The sequence below is a fragment of the Arthrobacter sp. TJ-238 genome (assembly GCF_058269215.1).
The window spans coordinates 333,423-354,228 of record NZ_JBZCNH010000005.1; the positions used below are offsets into that span (position 1 = coordinate 333,423).

Below are 20,806 nucleotides of genomic sequence, written 5' to 3' on the forward strand. Positions count from 1 at the left end.
CCGCCTACTCCCACTCGATGGTTCCCGGCGGTTTGCTCGTCACGTCGAGCACCACGCGGTTGACGCCGTCCACCTCATTGGTGATCCGGTTGGAGATCCGTGCGAGGAGGTCGTACGGCAGGCGCGACCAGTCAGCGGTCATCGCGTCCTCGCTGGACACGGGACGCAGCACGATGGGGTGCCCGTACGTGCGGCCGTCGCCCTGGACGCCCACACTGCGGACATCGGCGAGCAGCACCACGGGCATCTGCCAGACCTCGCTGTCGAGTCCGGCGGCCGTGAGTTCGGCGCGGGCAATCGCATCGGCCTTGCGCAGGAGCGCGAGACGCTCCTCCGTGACGTCCCCGACGATCCTGATCCCGAGTCCGGGACCGGGGAACGGCTGGCGTCCGACGATCTCCGCGGGCAGTCCGAGCTGCGCGCCGACGGCGCGCACCTCGTCCTTGAAGAGCGTGCGCAGCGGCTCGACGAGCTCGAACTGCAGGTCCTCCGGCAGCCCGCCCACATTGTGGTGGCTCTTGATGTTGGCCGCACCCTCGCCACCGCCGGATTCGACGACGTCGGGGTACAGCGTGCCCTGCACGAGGAATCGGATGGGCTCGCCCTCCGCCTCTGCCTCGCGCATGATGGCGCGCTCGGCCTCCTCGAAGGCACGGATGAACTCACGGCCGATGATCTTGCGCTTCGTCTCGGGGTCCGACACTCCGGCCAGGGCCTCGAGGAAGCGCTTCTGCTCGTTGGCGACGTAGAGCTTCACGCCGGTAGCGGCTACGAAGTCGCGCTCCACCTGCTCGGCCTCGCCCTCGCGCAGCAGTCCATGGTCCACGAAGACGCAGGTGAGCTGGTCGCCGACGGCACGCTGCACGAGCGCGGCGGCGACGGCGGAATCGACTCCTCCGGAAAGTCCGCAGATGACGCGCGCGTCACCGATCTGCTCGCGGATGCGCTCCACCTGCTCCTCGAGGATGTTGCGCGTGGTCCAGTTCGGATCCAGGCGCGCGCCGCGGAACAGGAAGTTCTCGATGACGGCCTGCCCGTGCTGCGAGTGCTTGACCTCCGGGTGCCACTGCACGCCGTAGAGCGCCTTGTCCTCGTTGGCGAAGGCCGCGACCGGGGCGCCGGCCGTGCTGGCGAGGACCTCGAAGCCGTCCGGAGCGGCCTGCACGCTGTCACCGTGGCTCATCCACGCGTTCTGATGCTCGGGGGTCCCCTCGAGGATGGAGCGGGACGCGCCGTCCGAGGTGATGTCGGTCGAGCCGTATTCCCTCAGGCCGGTCTTCGCGACCGTGCCGCCGAGCGCGCTGGCCATGGCCTGGAAGCCGTAGCAGATGCCCAGCATGGGCACTCCGGCGTTGAACAGGTCCCGCTCGATGCGGGGCGCGCCCTCCGCGTAGACGCTGGAGGGGCCGCCCGAGAGGATGATGGCCGAGGGGTTCTTCGCGAGGATCTCCTGCGTGCTGAGCGTGTGCGGCACGATCTCGGAGTACACATCCGCCTCACGGACGCGGCGCGCGATCAGCTGCGCGTACTGCGCGCCGTAGTCCACGACGAGGACAGGACGTTGTTCGGAGCCGTTCTCGGGGGTAGTCACCCACCAACAATAGTCCGCGGGCACCCGCCGTCGCACATCACCCGAGGGGGCGTGACGCCCGGTTCAGTACCGCGGAGCGGCCTCGGGGTGAGCTGCGAGGTCCTCCTCGGCCTGGCGGTGGATCCGCTTCTCCACGAAGAAGGACAGCAGCGGCACCACGCCGCCGAGCGCGATCAGGACGAAGCGGCCGAAGGGCCAGCGCATGAGCTGCCACAGCCGGAAGTCGGCGATGAGGTACACGACGTACAGCCAGCCGTGGACGATCAGCACCGCCCTCGAGAGGTTCACGCCTCCGGCGGTCTCGGCGACCACCTCGGGGAGGACCTGGAGGAAGGCTCCCCCGCCGGCCACGATCTCGGAGTCGAACCCGTACTTCGCCACCATCTCCACGACGACGAGTAGCAGCATGACGCCGGTCGCGTAGGAGAGCACCTTGTAGAACGTGAGCGCGGACCGGATCTGCGCGTGCGTCCCGCCGAACCGCCGCTTCGGCTTCCCGCCCTTCGGTCGTGCGGCTCCGGCGGCGGGGTCGAGTACTGGCTCAGTCACGGTGGGCACCGCTTTCCTGGGTGGAAGTCTGGGTGGGCGTCGGGGTAGTCGGAGCATCTGCGGGAGGAGCATCTGCGGGAGGGGACGCGCCCGGCGAGGGGTCGGAGGCCTCCCGCAGGGCCTCCTCGGCCTCGGCCTCGTCCTCGAGGGTGCGGCGGTGGTCGTCGGCGACGAGGCGCCACCAGAGGAAGAACGCGAAGCCGGCGAAGACGACCCACTCGACGGCGTAGAAGATGTTCAGCCAGTTGATCGGGGTGTCCTGCGGCTGCGGGCCCACCACCACGGGTTCCAGACCGGCGGTGAAAGGTACGGCCGCGCCGTCGACCGTCACATCGGAGGCCACGACGAACGCGGCGTAGGTGGTCGCGTCCCAGATGTTGGAGAGCTCGGCCGTGGACAGCGAGGGGACCTGCCCGTCGACGTTCCGCTGCACCTCGGGGGCCTCGGGCGGCAGGAGGCGGCCGACGACGACGGCTCCTCCTTCCTGCTCCGGGACCGCTGCCGCGTCCTCCGCGGTCGCCACCCAGCCGAGGACGACGGGGATGACGGCCTCCTCGGCGGGTGCGGCCGGCTCCGGGGACGCGGCGACGGTGAACGCCTGCACGACCCAGAGGCCCTCCTCGCCGTCGTGCAGGCGGTTCTCCACCAGCATCCGGGTGCCGGGCTCGAACGCGCCCTCGACCGACACCATCTGGTCGGCCCCCGACGCGTACAGCGGCGTGAGGGGTTCCAGCACGTCGGTGAGCGGACGGACGTTCTCCGTGGTGCTGGGCGCGGGCGGCGGTGTCTCCCGCGAGGAACTGAACTGCCACTGGCTGAGGAGGACGAAGACCGCGGCGGCCGCCATCGCGAGGATCAGCGTGAGGATCCATCGAGGCTTGAGCGCGGTTTTCAACACCCTTCAACGGTACTTCGTGACCGTGTAGAACAACGAATACCGGAGGGACCGGTCGGCGCCGCCCTCTCGACCGACAGAGTGATTGGCAGATCCCTATCACTATGCCCGGATGCCGTCTAGGATGGACCCTCGTGCGTTCCTTTCCCTACCCCCTGACCGGCTCGCCGGACCTGCGCTCCCCCGCGCGCTATCTGCTGTGGCTCGGCGGGCAGCAGAAGGCGACACTCGCGGCGGGCGTGCTCCTCGGCACCGTGTGGATGGCGTCGCAGGCGGTCATGCCCTTCGTGCTCGGGCGCGCCCTCGACGACGGCATCATCGGCGGCGACACGCGTGCCCTGCTCGGCTGGGCCGGTGCGCTGCTCGGCCTCATGGTGGTCCAGGCCGTCTCCGACACCGCGACGCACCGGGCCGGGGTGAGCAGCTGGATGCAGGCGGCGTTCCGTTCCGTACGCCTGGTGGGGCACAAGATCAGCCGCACGGGCGACGCCCTCCCCGCCGCGCTGTCCACGGGCGAGGTCGTGTCCACCGCGGCCTCCGATGCCTTCCGGCTGGGCGAGGTGTACGAGGTGCTCACCCGCCTCGCCGGAGCGGCGGCGGCCTGGCTCGTGGTCACTGTGCTCATCTGGCAGACCTCCCCTGTGCTCGGCGTCGTCGTGCTCGTCGGCGTCCCCGTGTGCTGCGGGCTCCTGCTCTTCGTGGTGCGGCCCATGCAGGCGCGGCAGCGCGAGCAGCGCGAGGCGTCAGGCCGGATGACCGCCGTGGGCGCGGACACCGTCGCGGGACTGCGGGTGCTGCGCGGCATCGGCGGCGAGCACATCTTCGTGGGCCGGTACCGGGACAAGTCGGCCGTGACGCGGGATTCGGGCATCCGGGTGGCCCGCTCCCTCGCGGACCTCGAGGCGTCCCAGGTGTTCATCGCCGGGTCCTTCAGCGTGGTCTTCACGTGGGTGGGCGCGTCGCTGGTCCTCGCGGGCGAGATCACACCCGGGGAGCTCGTGGCCCTCTACGGCTTTTCGATCTTCCTCATGACGCCCATCCGCGCGGCCGCCGACTCGGTGGCCCGCTTCATCCGCGCCCACGTCGGTGCGCGGAAGATCATCGCGGTGCTGTCGGTCGACGCCGCCGTCGCGGAGAGTACGACGCCGGTGCACGCCCCGCCGCCCGGTGCGGTCCTCGTCGACGAGCGGTCGGGCGTCGTCGTCGAGCCCGGGCTGATCACGGCCGTCGTCTCGCGGGAACCCGCCGAGTCCACGGACGCCGTGACGCGCCTCGGCCGGTTCGAGGACGCCGTGCTCGAGGAGGCCACGGTCCGCTGGGGTGCCGCGGACCTCCGGCACGTGCCGCTCGCGGACATCCGTGCGCGGATCGTGGTGAGCGAGGCCGCCCCGCAGCTCTTCAGCGGGTCCCTCCGCGCGCAGCTCGACCCGCAGGGCCGGCACGACGACGAGGCCGTCCTCGCGGCGCTCGAGGCAGTGAGCGCCCTCGACATCCTCGACGGGCTCGAGGGTGGTCTCGACCACGAGGTCACCGAGCGCGGCCGGAGCTTCTCCGGCGGGCAGCGCCAGCGCCTGGTCCTGGCGCGCGCCTACCTGACCGAGGCCGAGAACCTGGTCCTGGTGGAGCCGACGAGCGCCGTGGACGCCCACACCGAGCAGCGCATCGCGGCCCGCCTCGGCGGCGCCCGACGGCGGGACGGCCGGACGACCGTCATCGTCACGGCGAGCCCGCTGCTGCTGAGGGTCGTGGACCGCGTGGTCTTCCTCGAGGACGGCCGGGTCAGCGCGCAGGGCAGCCACAAGGACCTCATGACCAGCAGCAGCACCTATCGGAACGTGGTGATCCGCAGTGAGTAGCACGGCCAAACTCCCCGTCGCCGGAGCGGCATCCGTCCGCGACGAGGCCTCGCGCCTCATCCGCCACCACCGGCGTGCCCTCGGCGCGGTGATCGCCCTCTACGTGGGGTCCGCCATCGCGGGCCTCGCCGGGCCGATCCTGCTCGGCATCCTCGTGGACGCCGTGTCCGCGGGCACGACGGCGTCGTTCGTGGCGACCGTGTCCCTCTGGATGCTCGGGTTCCTCGTGGTGCAGTCGGTGCTGCGCCGGTACGCCGTGCGCTCCGGCATGGTCTTCGGCGAGCGCGTGTTCGCCGAGCTGCGCGAGGACTTCATGGAGGACGTCACGGCGCTGCCGCTGTCCACGGTGGAGAAGGCGGGCACCGGTGACCTCGTCGCCCGGACCACGAACGACATCGACGCGGTGTCCCACACTGTGCGCTTCGGCGTGCCGCAGGTCGTCGTCTCCGTGGTGACCATCCTCCTGACGCTCGGCGCCGCGGTCGTCACCTCGCCCGTGCTGTCCCTCGCCCTCCTCGTGGGCCTGCCGCTGCTGTGGCCCGTGACGCGCTGGTACCTGCGGCGCAGCGCGGCCGGCTACATGCGCGAGCGCGAGACCTACGCCGTGGTGAACGGGACGCTCACGGAGTCGATCGAAGGCGCACGGACCGTCGACGCCCTCGGTCTCGGCGCGCTGCGCCGCCAGGACCTCGACGCCGCCCTCGGCACTAGCTTCCGGGCGGAGCGGTACACGCTGTGGCTGCGCTCGGTCCTGTTCCCGGCCGCGGACATCGCCTTCTGGCTGCCCGCCGCCGCGGTGCTGCTGTGGGGAGGCTGGCTCGTGGGCCAGGGCGTCGTCACGCCCGGCGCCGTGGCCGCGGTGGCGCTGTTCGCCGTCCGGCTGATCGACCCCGTGGACCTGCTCATCATGTGGACCGACGAGATCCAGGTCGGGGCGGCGTCGCTCGCGCGCATCATCGGCATCAAGGACGTCGAGCCCGACCGCGAGGCGACGGCGGCGGAACCCGCCAACGAGGACATCGTGGTGTCCGCGGCGACCTACGCGTACCGGCCCGGCCACAACGTGCTGCACGGGGTGGACCTCACGCTCGTGCGCGGCGAACGGCTCGCCGTCGTCGGCCCGTCCGGTGCCGGCAAGTCCACCCTGGGCCGGCTGATCGCGGGGATCCACCCGCCCACCTCGGGGTCGGTCACGGTGGGCGGCGTACCCCTGGTCGACCGGCCGCTGGACGACCTGCGCCGCGAGGTGGCCCTCGTGACGCAGGAGCACCACGTCTTCGTGGGGTCGGTCTCGGACAACGTGCGGCTCGGTCGCGCGGACGCGGGTGACGTCGAGATCGAGGACGCGCTGCGCAGCGTCGGCGCCCTCGACTGGGTGAAGCAGCTCCCGGAGGGCATGGACACGGAGGTGGGCTCCGGCGCGCACGAGCTGACGCCCGCCCAGGCGCAGGAGCTGGCGCTGGCCCGGCTGATCCTCGCCGATCCGCACACCCTGGTCCTGGACGAGGCGACGTCGCTGATCGACCCGCAGGCGGCACGGGACCTCGAGCGGTCTCTCAACGCCGTCCTCGAGGGGCGCACCGTCATCGCCATCGCCCACCGGCTGCACACGGCTCACGACGCCGACCGCGTGGCCGTGGTGGAGGAGGGGCGGATCGCGGAGCTCGGCTCGCACGACGAGCTCCTGGCCCTGGACGGTGCGTACGCGTCGCTGTGGAACTCCTGGCGGAGCGAGTAGGGCCCGGAGGCAGGGCGCTAGTGGTCGAAGAACACCAGCGAGGAGTTGATCAGCTCGGCGATCACCTCGGCGTCGTGCGCCCTGCGCAGGGACTCGCGGAAGTTCTCCTTGAACAGGCTGCGGGCGATCGTGGCGAGGACCTCGAGGTGTTCCGAGAAGGACTGCGCGGGCGTGGCCATGAGGAGGACGAGCGTGGCCGGACCATCAACGGCGCCGAAGTCGAGGCTGTGCCCGAAGCGCGTGACGCCGACGGCGATCGAGGTCTGGTTCACGTACTCACTGCGGGCGTGCGGCAGGCCGACGCCGCCGGGCAGTCCGGTGGCCATCTGGTGTTCGCGCGAATTGACCTGGTCGAGGAAGGCCTGCAGGTCCGAGATGCGCCCCGCGGCATACAGGCGCTCGGCCAGCTGGGCTGCGGCGTCCTCCTTGGACACCGCTTCCATCTCGAGGATCACGAGGTCGGGCGTGGTGAGTTCGGCGTCGTGCAGCTCGAGGGACAAGTCGCTCACAATGTGCCTTTCGAAGTTCCCGCCGGCCATGGCCTTCCAGCTTAGCCCCGGCCGCACCGGGCGCCGGCGTGCGCGTGTCCTCGGTCAGTCGGTGGAGACGTAGGGAGAGAGGACCACTTCCACCCGCTGGAACTCCTTGAGGTCCGAGTACCCGGTGGTGGCCATGGCCCGGCGGAGCGCGCCGATCAGGTTGGACGTGCCGTCGGTGTGGTGGGAGGGGCCCCAGAGCACCTCCTGCAGGGGGCCGACGGTGCCGATGTTGACCCTGTCCCCGCGCGGCAGTTCGTGGTGGTGCGCCTCCTGGCCCCAGTGCCAGCCCTTGCCGGGGGCCTCCTCGGCGCGGGCGAGCGCGGAGCCGAGCATGACGGCGTCGGCGCCCATCGCGATGGCCTTGACGATGTCGCCGCTGGCGCCCATGCCGCCGTCGGCGATGACGTGGACGTAGCGGCCGCCGGATTCGTCCATGTAGTCGCGGCGGGCTCCGGCCACGTCGGCGATGGCCGAGGCGAGCGGCGAGTGGATGCCGAGCGCGCGTCGCGTCGTCGTCGTCGCGCCGCCGCCGAAGCCGACCAGCACACCGGCCGCGCCCGTCCGCATGAGGTGGAGGGCCGGCGTGTAGCCTGCGGCGCCACCCACGATCACCGGGACGTCGAGCTCGTAGATGAACTTCTTCAGGTCCAGGGGCTGCTCGTTCTTCGACACGTGCTCCGCGGACACCGTGGTGCCGCGGATCACGAAGATGTCGACGCCGGCGGCGAGGACGGTCCTGTAGAACTGCTGCGTGCGCTGCGGCGTGAGGGAACCCGCGACGGTCACGCCGGCCTCGCGGATCTCGGCGAGGCGGCTCGTGATGAGCTCGGCGCGGATGGGCGCACTGTACAGCTCCTGCATCCGACGCGTGGCCGCCGGGCTGAAGGCCTCGGTGCTGAGACCGGCGATCTCGTCCAGGACCGGCTGCGGGTCCTCGTAACGGGTCCACAGCCCCTCGAGGTTGAGCACGCCGAGGCCGCCGAGCCGGCCCATGGCGATGGCGGTGACGGGCGACATGGCCGAATCCATGGGGGCGGCGACGACGGGCATCTCGAACTGGTAGGCGTCGATCTGCCAGTTCACCGAGACGTCGAGCGGGTCCCGGGTGCGCCGGGAGGGCACCACCGCAACGTCGTCCAGCGAATATGCCCTGCGTCCGCGCTTGGCCCGGCCGATCTCGATCTCGTAAGTCACTGCTCTAGGTTAGCCCAGCGGCGCTCCCGGTCCCTGCGTTCCGGCGCACGCCCGCGATGGCTACCGCTGGTCCACGCGGTCGAGGAACTTCCCGGTGCGTTCGCGCAGCTCGCTTGCCTGGCGCCGCACGACGACGGCCGGGTCCGGGCGGATCTCACTGGCGGGCGGTTCCCGGCGCACGTTGGCCGAGCAGACGAAGTCGGCGCAGATCAGCGTCCCGACGCTGTTGCCGTCGCGTCCGGACTGGCCGGAGCGGCGGGCCACCCATAGGAGGACGTCCTCCTTGGAGTACACGTCCCGGCAGAGTTCGCAGAGGACCGCCCGGTTCTTGCGCGCTCCTCCCTCGGGGGCCCGGAGGAGGATGCCGGTCGGACGCTGGGGGCCCGGGACCACGAGGTAGCCGCGGAGCGGCATCTTCTCGTCACGCCAGCCGAGGAAGTCGAGGTTCTCCCAGTCCAGGGTGTCGAGGTTCTTCGGCGGGGTGAGCTTCGCGGTCTCGGACCGGGTGGCGTTGATGAAGGAGGAGCGGATGTCCTTGATGGAGAGGGGTTGCATGGAGAAGCGCCTTAGCAGCTGGAGGGTCGAGGGGAATCGGCTCTGCCGGCCGGGCCATGGGGACGCGGCGCCTCGCGGGTACGACGGACTGGCACGCCGAACGGGGTTCGGCGGTGCGTCAGGCCGGGAGGCTGCCTGCCATGGTCGGGGGTGCCGGCGAGGGCGCGGGCGCGCAGCAGGCCATGACGGCCACCCCGCTCTCCGCGGCAGACCGGGCCCTGAGGCTCCGCTGCATGCTCATCCGTCCCTGATTCCTGATCCTCGTGCTTCGTGCTTCGTGCTTCGTGCGGGGCTATCCTCGCAGGAAGAGCCGCCCCCTGCAAAGCGTCGTGCTCTGTGCCGCACTGTCCGCCACGCCATGGGATCCCGTTCGTGCGGACCGACCCCGGAAGGAGCGCATCGTGTCCGAACGCCCTCGTGCCGCGCCGGGCGCGGTCGCCGTCCGGCCGATGATCGCCTCGGACGTGCCCTTCCTCCCGGCCGTGGAGCGTGCCGCGGGCCTCGCCTTCCGCGAACTGGGGATGGCGGCGATCGCGGAGGATGAGCCGCCGCCGCAGTCCGTGCTGGCAGCGTCCTGCGCAGCGGGTCGGGGCTGGGTCGCCTCCGACGGCGTCGGACCCGTCGCCTACCTGCTGCTCGCCGTCGTCGACGGCGCCGCGCACATCGAGCAGGTGTCCGTGCACCCCGGGCACGCGCGGCAGGGTGTCGGGCGCAGGCTGATCGACGAGGCGGAGGCCTGGGCCCGCCTCCGTTCGATGCCGTCCCTGACCCTGACGACGTTCAGGGACGTGCCCTGGAACGCGCCGTACTACCGGCGCCTCGGCTTCGTGGACCTCGCGGAGGCCGATCTGGGGCCCGGGCTGGCCGCGGTGCGGCGCCACGAGGCGGAGGCAGGACTCGAGGCATGGCCGAGGGTGGTGATGCGGCGGGCCGTCCTCCCGTGCGTTGGGAGGTCGGGCGGCGTCGGTGGGACACCCTAGGGTGAACTCCGGATAGAGGGACATCGAGGAAGGACGACGGAATGCCGTTCCGTAGCAAGAAGACGCTGGAGGCCTGGGTCGACGAGTTCCGGACCACCCGGGAAGGGGGCGCGCTCATCACCGTCCTCGTCCAGGACGGCGAGGGCGGAGCCGATACCGGTCTGGTGACCGTCCCGCTCAGGATCGGCAGCACCGGGATCTACATGCAACCGGTCTCCATCGGCGATGCGCGGTGGTCCGTCTCGTTCGGTGCCCGCGCGGACGAGTTCGAACTGACACCGGCAGAGCTGCACGGCCTCGCCGCGGAGCTCCTGGCCGCTGCATCCCTCTGCCAGTTCCTCCAGGAGAAGTCGGTGGGCTACGAGGAGGACCCGGACGGGGACTGGGACGACTGAAACCCCGCCGGACAGCCGCCGGACTCCCGCCGGAACGCGCGGACCCTCGGCATCGGCACACGCCGCGGCGGCCCGCCTCTGCAGGGGTCAGGCGTCCGGCAGCTGGCTCTCGAACATCCTGAAGTAGCGGCCCCGGAGCGCCACCAGCTCCCGGTGAGTCCCCGATTCGACCACGCGCCCGTCCTCGAGCATGTACACGACGTCGGCCTTCTCGATGGTGGCGAGCCGGTGGCTGATCGCGATGATGGTCCGCGAGCGGTCGCCGAAGAGCCGCGTGAAGATGCGGTGCTCGGCGAGCGCGTCGATGGCCGATGTCGGCTCGTCCATCACGATGAAGGGCGCGTCCCGGTAGAAGTTGCGGGCCATCGCGAGCCGTTGCCACTGCCCGCCCGACAGTCCGCTGCCCTTCCGGCCGCGCGGGTCCTCCATCCAGTTGCTCACGTAGTTCTCGTAGCCGTTCGGCATCCTGGCGATGAAGTCCGCCGCGTCGGCGTCCTCGGCGGCCCGCCGCACCCGCTCGTCGTCGCGCGCGCGATGGACATCGCCGAAGTAGATGTTGTTGGCGGCCGTCGCGAACTCGTAGCGCAGGAAGTCCTGGCTCATCACGGCGAGGTGCTGGTGCCAGTCGTCGATCCCGATCCCGCGCAGGTCGCGGCCGTCGAGCAGCACCGCTCCCCTGCTCGGCTGGTACAGACCGGCTAGGACCCGCACGAGCGTCGACTTCCCGGCACCGTTCTCGCCGACCACGGCCACGTGCGTGCCGCGTTCGAAGGACATCGAGATGCCCTTCAGCACCTCCTCCTCGCTGCCGGCGTACGTGAAGTGGATGTCGCGGAGCTCGACGACGGCGGGGGCCTCGGCCAGGCGCCCGGGGGCACCGGTGGACAGTGGGAACTCCATGAACTGCTCGTAGTCCTTGAGGTTCGCCAGGTCTTCGTCGATGGAGCTCAGCGAGGACACGAGGCTGTTGGCGGTACTGAGCGCCCGGCTGACGATCTGCTGCACGTAGAGGAACTGGCCCACTGGCTGGGCCCGGGCGATGATCTGCCCCACGATCCACACCAGTGCCAGCAGCTCGGCGCCGTACTGCAGGGCGTCCGCGAGGAGCTGCTTGGGGATGTAGCGCTTCTGGAAGTCGAGGCGCCGCTTCTCGTCGGCGTCGCGCAGGGTGGAGCGCAGGTCCATGAGGTACCGGACGATCCCGTACAGGCGCATCTCGGCGATGTTCTGCGGCTTCATCAGGTTCGTCTCGATCATGCGCCGCTGCCGCCGCGAGTCCACCTGCGTGTTCCAGTGCGCCATCTGCTCCCGGGACAACCGGAACTGCAGGTAGACGCTGGGGATGATCGCGAGGAGGACGATCAGGGCGATCCACCAGCTGACCAGCAGCAGCGCGCCGATGGCGAGGACCACGGAGACCAGCTGCGTGAAGATCGCCGCGATCCGGTCGAGGACCCGTGCGTAGGAGTCGGAGAAACGGCGGGCCCTGTCGTAGAGATCCACCGTCTCCTTGTCGTCGTACCGCCAGAATTCCAGCGCCAGGAACCGCTCGTACATGCGGTCCCCCACGATCGCGCCCACGCGGAAGCTCAGGACCTGCTGGATGTAGCGGTCCACGCTGGTGAAGGCGCCCCACAGCAACCCGAGGACGGCCGTGACGAGCACATAGACGATCGCGGACCGCCCCGCGTCCGGGTCGCCCGCGTAGGCCGCGGCGAGCGCCGTCGTCGTCAGCGACGCGAAGTAGGTGGTGACGAGCGGCAGGGTCGCGGAGATCAGCGAGCCGGTGATCTTCATGGCGACGGCGCCGGGCGACGCCTTCGCGCTCACCACGAGCACCTGGCCGACGGCGCGGGCGTAGGGGCGGAGGCGGAGCGTGCGGCGTGCTGCGGCTTCGGGCTGCGGGAGTCCGCTCATACGGCATCAGCCCCCGCACACTGGGTCAGGGGCGGGGGCCGATACGCTGCGCGGGTGCTACTTGGAGCCGTAGTTGGGTGCCTCGACCGTCATCTGGATGTCGTGCGGGTGGGATTCCTTCAGGCCGGCCGCCGTGATGCGGACGAACTTGCCCTTGGCCTTGAGCTCGGGGATGGTGCGTGCCCCGGTGTAGAACATGGTCTGCCGCAGCCCGCCGACGAGCTGGTACGCCACGGAGGCGAGGGGGCCGCGGTAGGCCACCCGGCCCTCGATGCCCTCGGGGATCAGCTTGTCGTCACCCGAGACGTCCGCCTGGAAGTAGCGGTCCTTGGAGTAGGAGGTGTTCTTGCCGCGGGTCTGCATGGCGCCCAGGGACCCCATGCCCCGGTAGGTCTTGAACTGCTTGCCGTTGACGAAGATGAGCTCTCCCGGCGCCTCCGCGGAACCGGCGAGGAGCGAACCGAGCATGACGGTGTCGGCGCCGGCGACGAGGGCCTTGCCGATGTCGCCGGAGTACTGCAGGCCGCCGTCGGCGATCACGGGGACGCCCGCGGGGATCGCGGCCTTCGCGGATTCGTAGATGGCTGTGACCTGGGGGACGCCCACGCCGGCGACGACGCGCGTGGTGCAGATGGAGCCGGGGCCCACACCCACCTTGATGCCGTCCGCGCCGGCGTCGATCAGGGCCTGTGCGCCCTCGCGCGTGGCCGCCTGACCGCCGATGATGTCGACGTGCGCCGCGGACTTCTCCGCCTTCAGGCGCGCGATCATCTCGAGGACGCCGGCGCTGTGCCCGTTGGCGGTGTCCACGAAGAGGGCGTCGACGCCGGCCTCGACGAGGGTCATGGCGCGCTCCCAGCCGTCCCCGAAGAAGCCGATGGCCGCGCCGACCCGCAGGCGGCCGTCGTCGTCCTTCGTGGAGAGCGGGTACTGCTCGGCCTTGGTGAAGTCCTTGACGGTGATGAGGCCGCGGAGCACGTCCTCGTCGTCGACGAGCGGGAGCTTCTCGATCTTGTTGGCCGCGAGGAGGTTGATGGCGTCGTCGCCGCTGATGCCCACCTGCCCGGTGACGAGCGGCATCTTCGTCATGACGTCGCGGACCAGGGTGCGCGGGAACTCGCGCTCGAGCACGAAACGCGTGTCGCGGTTCGTGACGATGCCGAGGAGACGTCCTGCCCCGTCGACGACGGGCAGGCCGGAGACGCGGTAGTGGCCGCACAGCTCGTCGAGTTCCTGCAGCGTGGCGTCGGGACCGATGGTCAGGGGGTTCGTGATCATGCCGGACTCGCTGCGCTTCACGCGGTCCACCTGGTCCGCCTGGTCCTGGATGGACAGGTTGCGGTGGATGACGCCGAGTCCGCCCTGGCGGGCCATGGCCACGGCCATGCGGGCCTCCGTCACGGTGTCCATGGCGGAGGAGAGCAGCGGGGTCCTGACGGTGATGCGCTTCGAGATGCGCGACGACGTGTCCGCCTCGGAGGGGATGACGTCGGTGTGGCCGGGGAGCAGGAGGACGTCGTCGTACGTCAGGCCGATGAATCCGAAGGGGTCGTGGGTCTCGTTCTGGCCGGACTGCTGGCTCACTGCTGCGCCTCTTTCGGGATGACCGGGTGGGGGTAGGGGCCTCGGCGCGGGCGGAACCCGCGGGCCCTGTCAGTCTAGAACCATTCGTGGGGGACCCCTATTCCGTGACCGTCCTCACCTCAACCTCACCAGCCGAGCGCGGCCCTCAGTCGCTCGGAGAAGACCGGGACGGTGGTCTCGACGTAGGACTTGGTCAGGTGGTCCCGGTCCATGAAGACGCGGACGTTCCCCACGATCCCGTGGCACGTGGCCTCCGCGCACACGAGATCGGTGAGATCCAGGTACTCCAGCCCGGGTACGCGCGCAGCGACGGCGGCGAGGGGCGACGAGGGCGGCAGCACCTGCGCCACGGGGACGTCGCATGCCGATGGTTCCGCAGCGTTGCGGGCCGTGCACTCGGCCATGTCCTCCTCGAACCGCGGGGTGTCACGGAGGGCCACGACGGGGATGCCCGCGTCGAGCAGGGGCGCGATCGCGGCCTCGAAGCCCGCGGGCACCTCCTCCTCGGGCGAGCTCCAGGCCGTCCGCGAGCCGACCGTGAGTACGGCGTCGGGAGAGAGCCGCAGGGCGTAGTCCGCGACGGCCTCGTTGAAGGCCTGGCACTCCGGGGCAACCGTGCCGGGCGCGTCGACGAACCGGCAGTCGGGCCTGTGCACCGACACTGCGAGCCAGTCGTTCTCGGTCGCCACGGCTCCGAGGGCGGTCATCCACATCTGGGAGTGGGAGTCACCGAGCACCAGGACGGTCCGCTCCGCGATCGCCTCGTCCCCCGTGCGGACGCACGAGGACAGCTGCGGGTCGGCCGGCATCAGCGTCGCCGGGCAGGGGCCGTCGACCGCCGCCCATTCGTCACCGAGGCTGCTGGCGAGCGGCTTGACCAGGGCGTCGTCGGCGCCGTGGAACCGGAAGCCGGGGTCCATGGCGGCGGCGCCGGGATTGTCCTCGCGCGTCTGCCGCTCCACCGCCGCCTCCTGCGCCTGCACCCGGTACTCCCAGCCCGAGAGGGGCACCACGACCAGGGAGAGGGCTGCCGCCGCCACCAGCCCTGTGCGGCGCCGCCTCACCGACGGCCACCTCCACGAGCGCAGCGGGTCCTCGACGAGGCGCGTGGTGAGCACGGCGAGCAGGAGGGACACGGCGATGACGACGGCGCCGTCGGGCAGGCCGGCCGAGGGCTTGTCCGCGACGATGAGCCAGAGGACGAGGACGGGCCAGTGCCACAGGTACAGCGCGTAGGACGCCTCACCGAGGCGCAGCAGGGGTGCGGCCGACAGCCACCGGTCGACGCCGGCCCGGCTGTCGGTGCGACCGGCGACGATCACGGCGGCCGCGGCGAGCGTCGGCCACAGGGCGACGTAGCCGGGGAACTGCTGCTGCACCTGCAGGAGGACGCCGCACGCGAGCATCATCGCCACGCCGGCCCAGCCGAGGACCACGCGCACACGGGCCGGCAGCGCGAGGTACGGCAGCACCAGCGCCACGAGCGAGCCGAGCGCGAACTCCCACAGCCGGGCGCGCGTGTCGAAGTAGGCGGCCGCCTGGTCCGTGCCGGTCTGCCAGATCGAGAACGCGAGCGAGACGGCGAGGACGGCGCCGAACAGGACGAGGAGCACGGGCCGCACCCGCAGGCGGGTGACGGCGACGACCACGCCGGCCAGCGCGAACAGCAGCGGCCAGAGCAGGAACACCTGTCCCTGGATGGACAGCGACCAGAAGTGCTGGAGAGGACTCGCGGCGCTGGAGTCCAGGGCGTAGTAGTCCACGGCGTTGCCGGCCAGCACCCAGTTCTGCCGGTACGTCAGCGACGCCCACGTCTGGTCCAGGACGGACCGCCAGCGCGAGCTCGGCACCAGGACGGCGGTCGCCGCGAGGACCGCCAGCAGCACGACGACGGCGGCCGGCAGCAGCCGCCGGAGCAGTCCCAGCCAGTAGGCGGTGAGCGCGAGCGGCTGCCCGGTCTCGAGGTGCCGGGTGAAGGTGACGGTGAGCAGGAACGCGGAGATCAGCAGGAACACGTCCACGCCGCCCGAGACCCGCCCGAGCCACACGTGGTAGAGCACCACCATGCCCACGGCCAGTGCACGCAGGCCCTGCACCTCGGGCCGGAACCGGCGCTCGCCGGGGCCCGGCGTCGCTCCCCCGCCGGGGTTCGGCGCCGCTGCTCCGCCGGTGGCCGGAGGGGCTGGGTGCAGGACGGGCATCAGGCTGATCCTCCTCGGGAGGCGGGTCGTCGCGGGCCAAAACCTCCAGTCTAGTGTCCTGTCGGCTCCGCCCGGGCGTCGGGACGGGAACCGGGGAGAGCCACCGATCCGCCGGGGTACCCGCGGACCACGTACTCTTGGAGAAGCATGTTCCCGGGGATACCGGGGACCACGGACCGGAATCGCCGGATCCACCGGCCTCGACGACGACTGTCGGACGGGCACGACCCGCCCCCGCATGAACGAGAGATAACTGATCTGTGAATAAGAGACCTGCCGCACTGAAAGCACCCCGCGAACTGGCGAACGGAGCCATGCGCATCGTCGCGCTCGGAGGCATCGGTGAGATCGGCAGAAACATGACCGTCTTCGAGTTCGACGGCAAACTGCTGATCGTGGACTGCGGTGTCCTGTTCCCCGAGGAACACCAGCCCGGCATCAACGTCATCCTCCCCGACTTCTCCTACATCCGCGACCGCCTCGACGACGTCGTCGCCGTCGTCCTCACGCACGGCCACGAAGACCACATCGGCGGTGTCCCGTACCTCCTCAAGGAGCGCGCGGACATCCCCCTGGTCGGCTCGCGGCTCACGCTCGCCTTCATCGAGGCCAAGCTCAAGGAACACCGCATCACCCCGAAGACCGTGCAGGTCAAGGAGGGCGACCGCCGGACCATGGGTGGCTTCGACCTCGAGTTCGTCGCCGTGAACCACTCCATCCCCGACAGCCTCGCCGTCGCCATCCGCACCGCGGCCGGCATGGTGCTGCACACGGGCGATTTCAAGATGGACCAGTTCCCCCTGGACCGCCGCATCACGGACCTCAGCGCCTTCGCGCGGCTCGGCGAGGAGGGCGTGGACCTGTTCCTCACCGACTCCACGAACGCGGACGTCCCAGGCTTCACCACCTCCGAGAAGGACCTCGCGCCGGCCATCGACGCCGTGTTCCGCACCGCGCCGCGCCGCATCATCGTGTCGAGCTTCGCGAGCCACATCCACCGCATCCAGCAGATCATCGACACCGCGCACCAGCACCGCCGCAAGGTGGCGTTCGTGGGCCGCTCGATGGTGCGCAACATGACCATCGCCGCGGATCTCGGGTACCTCAACATCCCGCAGGGCCTGCTCGTCGACTTCAAGAAGCTCGAGCGCAGCGACGACCACAAGGTGGTCCTCATCTGCACGGGGTCACAGGGCGAGCCCATGGCGGCGCTCTCGCGCATGGCCAACAAGGACCACGCCATCCGTATCAGCGAGGGCGACACGGTCCTGCTGGCCAGCTCGCTCATCCCGGGCAACGAGAATGCCATCTACGGCATCATCAACGCCCTGACCGAGATCGGCGCCAACGTGGTCCACAAGGGCAACGCCAAGGTGCATGTCTCCGGCCACGCGAGCGCCGGTGAGCTCGCCTACTGCTACAACATCGTCAAGCCCCGCAACGTCATGCCGGTGCACGGCGAATGGCGCCACCTGCGCGCCAACTCGGAGATCGCCGTCGCCACCGGTGTCGATCCCCGCAACGTCGTCATCGCGCAGGACGGCGTGACCGTGGACCTCGCCCGCGGACGGGCCACCATCTCGGGCAAGGTCGAGGCCGGCCTGGTGTTCGTCGACGGCGACAGCGTCGGCGGGATCACCGAGGAGGACCTCGTGGAGCGCCGCCGCCTCGCCGAGGAGGGCGTGGTCACGGTCCTCGCCATCATCGACCCGGACAACGGGGACATCGTCGAGGCGCCGGAGTTCTTCACCAAGGGCTTCTCCTGCTCCGACGAGGACCTCGACAAGGCGGGTGCCGCCGTCGAGAAGGCACTCCGCGACGCCGCGTCCAACCGCCAGGGCGGTCGCCGCCAGGACCCGGAGGACATCATCGAGCGGGCCACGGCGAACTGGATGCGCCGGTTCTACAACCGCCAGCCGGTCGTCACGGCGATCGTCGTCGACGCCTGATCCCATCCTGACGGGCTCCACGCCCGGCAGCACGACGAAGCCCCGGCACTCGAAGGAGTGGCCGGGGCTTCGTCGTCGCGCCCGGGAGACAGTCGCTCCCACACTCGTGCTCGCCAGGTGGACGGGTACGGCGCTCCTGTCGAGGGCCTGCTCCCGGGATCGGCGCCGGGCCGCGCCGGCGTGTCCGGGCTCAGTGCGAGGCGTCCCTCCGGACGGGACGTGCGGGAAGGATCTCCGCCCGCACGAGCGAACGGTCGTAGGCGATCCTGCCCTCGTTCTCGAGGATCAGATCCTCCGAGAGCTCGAGGCCCGTGCGCTTGTCGCGCTCGGCCCGGTACACCCTGTTGTGCCGGTACACCTCGCCGTCCTGCTCGTAGAAGTAGGCGTCCCGCTCCCGGATGTGGAACTTGGTCGGGAGTTCGCGGTCCGCACGCAGTTCGCCCCGCAGATGGTCCTCCGTGGTCCAGGTGCGGAACTGGAACGTGTACGGCGTGCGGTTCTCGACGCGGTAGTCGAGGTAGTTGAAGGCGATCGATGTACCCGTGCCCCACGGGATCTGCCGGTTGAAGTCCGGGAACAGATCCAGCCCGTTGTGGTGGTGGTGCTCGACGACGGTCAGGGGACTGTGCAGCACCATCCAGTGAAGCAGGTTGGTGAACTGGCACATCCCGCCTCCCATGCCCCGCGTCGGCTTCCCGTTGCTGATGGTGAGCCCCTCACGGTAGCCCTCGTTCGCTGAGCAGCGGCCCGCGAGGCTCCAGAAGGAGAAGCATTCGCCGGGCGCGATCACGATGCCGTCGATCTTCGGCGCCGTCAGTCCGAGGCTGACCGCCTTGTTGTCCTGCAGTTCCGTCTCGACGTTCCCGAGCCGACGCCGGATCAGGGAGTTGTGCCGGTACACGGTCACCGGCAGGTTCTCCTGCGTCCTGGTCCTGGCGAAGCGGTCCCTCCGCCGCAGGTTCCGAAGATGGCGCAGGAGGATCATCCGCTCCATCGCGATGCGGTAGGTGAGCGGCGAGATCTCGCCGAAGAGTCGTCGTGCCATGTCATTCCCCAGGTCCTAGCCGTACGAGGAAATGCTACGTGGTCGGGGGCGGCCTTGGGTGCACCGGGGAGGAACACAGAAGCACCCCGGCTCCTCGAGGAACCGGGGTGCTTCTGTCTCAGTGCTCAGTGGCCCTGGGCCGAGGGATCCTCGGCCGGGAGGTCCTAGTGCGAGTGGCCGTGGCCCTCTTCGCCGTCGGACTCCTCGGGCTTCTCGACCACGAGGGTCTCGGTGGTCAGCACCAGCGCCGCGATCGACGCAGCGTTCCGCAGGGCCGAGCGCGTCACCTTCACGGGGTCGATGATGCCGGCGTCCACGAGGTTCTCGTACTCACCGGTCGCGGCGTTGAAGCCGTGGCCGTCCTCGAGGTCGGAGACCTTCGCGACGACGACATAGCCCTCGTGCCCGGCGTTCTCGGCGATCCAGCGCAGCGGCTGGGCGAGCGCGCGACGTACGAGACCGACGGCGGTGGCCGCGTCGCCCTCGAGTGCCAGGACGTCGGGGTCGGTGTCGAGCGCCTTGCCGGCGTGGACCAGCGCGGAACCGCCGCCGGCCACGATGCCCTCTTCGAGAGCGGCACGCGTGGAGGAGACTGCATCCTCGATGCGGTGCTTCTTCTCCTTGAGCTCCACCTCGGTGGCAGCGCCGACCTTGATGACGCCGATACCGCCGGCGAGCTTCGCGAGCCGCTCCTGGAGCTTCTCACGATCCCAGTCGGAGTCGGTGCGCTCCACCTCGGCGCGGATCTGCGCCACGCGGTCGGCGACGTCGGACTCGCTGCCGGTGCCGTCGACGATCGTGGTGGCGTCCTTGGTCACGGTGATGCGGCGCGCGGAACCGAGCACCTCGAGGCCCACCTGGTCCAGCTTGAGGCCGAGGTCCGGCGAGACGACCTGCGCACCCGTGAGGGTGGCGATGTCCTGCATCATGGCCTTGCGGCGGTCACCGAAGCCCGGGGCCTTGACGGCGACGACGTTCAGGGTGCCGCGGATCTTGTTGACCACCAGCGTGGAGAGCGCTTCGCCCTCGATGTCCTCGGCGATGATGAACAGCGGCTTGCCGGCCTGGAGGGCCTTCTCGAGCAGCGGCAGGAATTCCTGCAGCGAGGAGATCTTGCCGGAGTTGATGAGGATGAGCGCGTCCTCGAGGACGGCTTCCTGGCGCTCGGCGTCGGTCACGAAGTACGGCGAGAGGTAGCCCTTGTCGAACTGCATGCCCTCGGTGAGGACGAGCTCGGTCTGCGTGGTGGAGGACTCCTCGATGGTGATCACACCATCCTTGCCGACCTTGTCGAACGCCTCGGCGAGGAGGTCCCCGACCTCGGTGCTCTGCGCGGAGATGGAGGCCACGTTGGCGGTCTGCTGGCCGACGACCTCGCGGGCGTTCTCGAGCAGGCGCTTGGCGACGGCCTCGACCGCCACCTCGATGCCGTGCTTGAGCTGTCCCGGGGCTGCACCGGCGGCCACGTTGCGGAGGCCTTCCTTGACGAGTGCCTGGGCCAGGACCGTGGCGGTGGTGGTTCCGTCACCGGCGACGTCGTTGGTCTTGGTGGCGACCTCCTTGGCCAGCTGGGCGCCGAGGTTCTCGTACGGGTCGTCGAGCTCGATCTCGCGGGCGATCGTGACGCCGTCGTTCGTGATGGTGGGGGCGCCCCACTTCTTGTCGAGCACCACATTGCGTCCGCGGGGGCCGAGCGTCACCTTGACGGTGTTCGCGAGCTTGTCCACGCCGGCTTCGAGGGCACGGCGGGCGGCGTCGTTGAATTCCAACTGCTTTGCCACTGGTGGTTCCTTTCAGGCTTGGCGAGGAAAAGCCCCG

16 protein-coding genes are annotated in these 20,806 nt (G+C 70.3%); 5 read left to right on the forward strand and 11 right to left on the reverse strand.

Features of this window, described 5'->3' with window-relative positions:
* Positions 1-4: 4 nt before the first annotated feature.
* From guaA to AC4D2O_RS13110, 3 genes are all read right to left on the reverse strand, one after another.
* A complete protein-coding gene (guaA, locus tag AC4D2O_RS13100; RefSeq protein WP_490907786.1) occupies positions 5-1,591 on the reverse strand; it encodes a glutamine-hydrolyzing GMP synthase in 1,587 nt (528 codons plus the stop codon).
* Positions 1,592-1,654: 63 nt separating this feature from the next.
* Positions 1,655-2,140 carry a DUF3817 domain-containing protein gene (locus AC4D2O_RS13105; protein WP_490907787.1) on the reverse strand — a complete coding sequence of 162 codons (486 nt, stop codon included), beginning with the start codon at positions 2,138-2,140 and terminating at the stop codon, positions 1,655-1,657.
* Complete coding sequence (locus AC4D2O_RS13110; RefSeq protein ID WP_490907788.1) at positions 2,133-3,038, reverse strand: SURF1 family protein; 906 nt, start codon at positions 3,036-3,038, stop codon at positions 2,133-2,135. The genes AC4D2O_RS13105 and AC4D2O_RS13110 overlap by 8 nt, the downstream gene beginning before the upstream one ends.
* 131 nt (positions 3,039-3,169) lie before the next feature.
* On the opposite strand from AC4D2O_RS13110, the gene AC4D2O_RS13115 reads away from it, so the two are divergent.
* Together AC4D2O_RS13115 and AC4D2O_RS13120 are read left to right on the forward strand one after the other, a co-directional pair.
* Entirely contained in the window at positions 3,170-4,891 is a 1,722-nt protein-coding gene (locus tag AC4D2O_RS13115) for an ABC transporter transmembrane domain-containing protein (RefSeq protein ID WP_490907789.1), read from the forward strand.
* Entirely contained in the window at positions 4,884-6,629 is a 1,746-nt protein-coding gene (locus AC4D2O_RS13120; RefSeq protein ID WP_490907790.1) for an ABC transporter ATP-binding protein, read from the forward strand. The genes AC4D2O_RS13115 and AC4D2O_RS13120 overlap by 8 nt, the downstream gene beginning before the upstream one ends.
* Before the next feature lie 17 nt (positions 6,630-6,646).
* On the opposite strand, the gene AC4D2O_RS13125 is transcribed toward AC4D2O_RS13120, so the two are convergent.
* From AC4D2O_RS13125 to AC4D2O_RS13135, 3 genes are all read right to left on the reverse strand, one after another.
* Positions 6,647-7,138: a PTS sugar transporter subunit IIA gene (locus AC4D2O_RS13125; RefSeq protein WP_490907791.1), complete on the reverse strand. Its 492-nt coding sequence runs from the start codon at positions 7,136-7,138 to the stop codon at positions 6,647-6,649.
* Positions 7,139-7,222: 84 nt separating this feature from the next.
* Positions 7,223-8,362 (reverse strand): GuaB3 family IMP dehydrogenase-related protein, encoded by a 1,140-nt coding sequence (locus AC4D2O_RS13130; RefSeq protein ID WP_490907792.1) that lies wholly within the window; start codon positions 8,360-8,362, stop codon positions 7,223-7,225.
* A gap of 60 nt (positions 8,363-8,422) precedes the next feature.
* A complete protein-coding gene (locus AC4D2O_RS13135) occupies positions 8,423-8,917 on the reverse strand; it encodes an FBP domain-containing protein (RefSeq protein ID WP_490907793.1) in 495 nt (164 codons plus the stop codon).
* A gap of 401 nt (positions 8,918-9,318) precedes the next feature.
* Here AC4D2O_RS13135 and AC4D2O_RS13140 point away from each other — a divergent pair, with 401 nt between their 5' ends.
* On the forward strand, positions 9,319-9,897 hold the full coding sequence (locus AC4D2O_RS13140) for a GNAT family N-acetyltransferase (RefSeq protein WP_490907794.1): 579 nt from the start codon (positions 9,319-9,321) through the stop codon (positions 9,895-9,897).
* A gap of 41 nt (positions 9,898-9,938) precedes the next feature.
* Positions 9,939-10,292, forward strand: coding sequence for a hypothetical protein (locus AC4D2O_RS13145; protein ID WP_490907795.1), 354 nt, complete (start codon positions 9,939-9,941; stop codon positions 10,290-10,292).
* Between the two features lie 87 nt (positions 10,293-10,379).
* Here AC4D2O_RS13145 and AC4D2O_RS13150 read toward each other — a convergent pair whose 3' ends face one another.
* The 3 genes from AC4D2O_RS13150 to AC4D2O_RS13160 form a co-directional block, all read right to left on the reverse strand.
* Entirely contained in the window at positions 10,380-12,209 is a 1,830-nt protein-coding gene (locus AC4D2O_RS13150; protein WP_490907796.1) for an ABC transporter ATP-binding protein, read from the reverse strand.
* A gap of 57 nt (positions 12,210-12,266) precedes the next feature.
* Positions 12,267-13,793, reverse strand: coding sequence for an IMP dehydrogenase (gene guaB, locus AC4D2O_RS13155; protein WP_490907797.1), 1,527 nt, complete (start codon positions 13,791-13,793; stop codon positions 12,267-12,269).
* Positions 13,794-13,918: 125 nt separating this feature from the next.
* A complete protein-coding gene (locus AC4D2O_RS13160; protein ID WP_490907798.1) occupies positions 13,919-15,994 on the reverse strand; it encodes an acyltransferase family protein in 2,076 nt (691 codons plus the stop codon).
* 314 nt (positions 15,995-16,308) lie between these two features.
* Between AC4D2O_RS13160 and AC4D2O_RS13165 the strand changes: the two genes are divergently transcribed.
* Complete coding sequence (locus AC4D2O_RS13165) at positions 16,309-17,943, forward strand: ribonuclease J (RefSeq protein ID WP_490907848.1); 1,635 nt, start codon at positions 16,309-16,311, stop codon at positions 17,941-17,943.
* Positions 17,944-18,133: 190 nt separating this feature from the next.
* On the opposite strand, the gene AC4D2O_RS13170 is transcribed toward AC4D2O_RS13165, so the two are convergent.
* Together AC4D2O_RS13170 and groL are read right to left on the reverse strand one after the other, a co-directional pair.
* Positions 18,134-18,988, reverse strand: coding sequence for a VanW family protein (locus tag AC4D2O_RS13170; protein ID WP_490907799.1), 855 nt, complete (start codon positions 18,986-18,988; stop codon positions 18,134-18,136).
* 164 nt (positions 18,989-19,152) lie between these two features.
* Positions 19,153-20,769 (reverse strand): chaperonin GroEL, encoded by a 1,617-nt coding sequence (groL, locus tag AC4D2O_RS13175; RefSeq protein ID WP_490907800.1) that lies wholly within the window; start codon positions 20,767-20,769, stop codon positions 19,153-19,155.
* Positions 20,770-20,806: the final 37 nt, after the last annotated feature.